Below are 1352 nucleotides of genomic sequence, written 5' to 3' on the forward strand. Positions count from 1 at the left end.
CTGCTCGAATATGTGGCGCGCCCGCCGGAAGACACCTTGTTGTTGATCAGCCTGCCCAAGCTCGATGGCAGCACGCAGAAAACCAAATGGGCCAAAGCGGTTATCGATGGGCCCAATGCGCAATTTATCCAGATCTGGCCGGTGGATGCCCATCAGTTGCCGCAGTGGATTCGCCAGCGTATGAACCAGGCCGGCATGAATGCCACTCAGGAAGCGGTGGATCTGATTGCCGCCCGGGTCGAGGGCAACCTGCTGGCAGCTGCGCAGGAAATCGAGAAGCTCAAGCTGCTCGCCGAGGGCAGTCAGATCGACATCAGCACCGTGCAAGCAGCGGTTGCCGACAGCGCCCGCTACGACGTATTCGGCCTGATTGATGCCGCCCTTAATGGCGAAGCCACCCATGCGTTACGCACCCTCGAAGGGCTGCGCGGCGAAGGCGTCGATAGCACCGTCGTGCTCTGGGCCCTGGCTCGCGAAATACGCTTGTTGGCGACCATTGCCCAGCAATACGGTCAAGGCATCCCCCTGGAAAAAGCCTTTAGCCAAGCGCGGCCGCCAGTGTGGGACAAGCGCCGCCCGTTGGTCAGCAAAGCCCTGCAACGCCACCCCGTAGCGCGCTGGAACAAAATGCTGCAAGACGCCCAGCGCGTCGATGCGCAGATCAAAGGCCAAGCCGCTGGCGATCCTTGGCTGGAGATCAGCCGCATCACCTTGCTGCTCGCCGGGCAACGTTTGTCGCTTCCCCAGGAGTGATAAACGGGACTGGACAGCGGGTCGCGACAGGCCGATGATCCGCGCCGCGGGGCCTCCTTTAACAGCCTCCCGCCCCGCTCGAGGACTGACATGGCCAAATCCAAGAAACGCCCCAATAAAGCCAAATCCATCATTGCCCAACCGCTGTTCCGCAGCCGCCAGGAACAGGCAAAGAAAGGCAAAGGCAGCTACCGCCGCGAAGCCTCCCAGCAAAACTGGGGGGCTTCTGTCTTTTTGGGGCGCTGCTTTTTTGCCAGCGGGTTTCTACCAGCCTGAGGGCGCTCACTCCTGTCAGCGTGTTAAGGTGGCCGCTGATCAAAGTTCTGAGACCCGCTAATGCTTAACCTGTCACCGCGCACCCTGGCCTGCGCCGCACTGAGCTTTCACCTCAACTTGCTCACCGCCTGCGCCGAAGCCCCACAAGCGCCACAGCCAACACCTTCTGCTGTACCTGCCACTGCCCTGACCCCGGCTACTACGCCCACCCAGCCAGCAGCACCGTTGCCGACGTTAACTTTTGAAGAATGGCGTGCGCAGTTGCGCAGCGATGCATTAAACGCCGGCATTGACGCCGCCCTGTTTGATCGCGCCTTCGCCGG

At 61.4% G+C, this 1352-nt stretch carries 2 protein-coding genes and 1 pseudogene; all 3 read left to right on the plus strand.

What is annotated here, in order from left to right:
- On the plus strand, nucleotides 1–753 hold a 753-nt coding region (holA, locus tag AAAB16_RS05060; RefSeq protein ID WP_340662363.1), incomplete at its 5' end, for a DNA polymerase III subunit delta.
- 90 nt (nucleotides 754–843) lie between these two features.
- Entirely contained in the window at nucleotides 844–1029 is a 186-nt protein-coding gene (arfA, locus tag AAAB16_RS05065) for an alternative ribosome rescue factor ArfA (RefSeq protein WP_340662364.1), read from the plus strand.
- A 60-nt stretch (nucleotides 1030–1089) separates the two neighbouring features.
- A pseudogene (locus AAAB16_RS05070) lies at nucleotides 1090–1352 on the plus strand (lytic murein transglycosylase); the annotation flags it as partial.

It is taken from the genome of Pseudomonas sp., assembly GCF_037994325.1.
Classification (GTDB): domain Bacteria; phylum Pseudomonadota; class Gammaproteobacteria; order Pseudomonadales; family Pseudomonadaceae; genus Aquipseudomonas.

Excerpts from the sequence above, each read along its gene's own strand:
- arfA (WP_340662364.1), top strand. The coding sequence starts at position 844 with ATGGCCAAATCCAAGAAACGCCCCAATAAAGCCAAATCCATCATTGCC.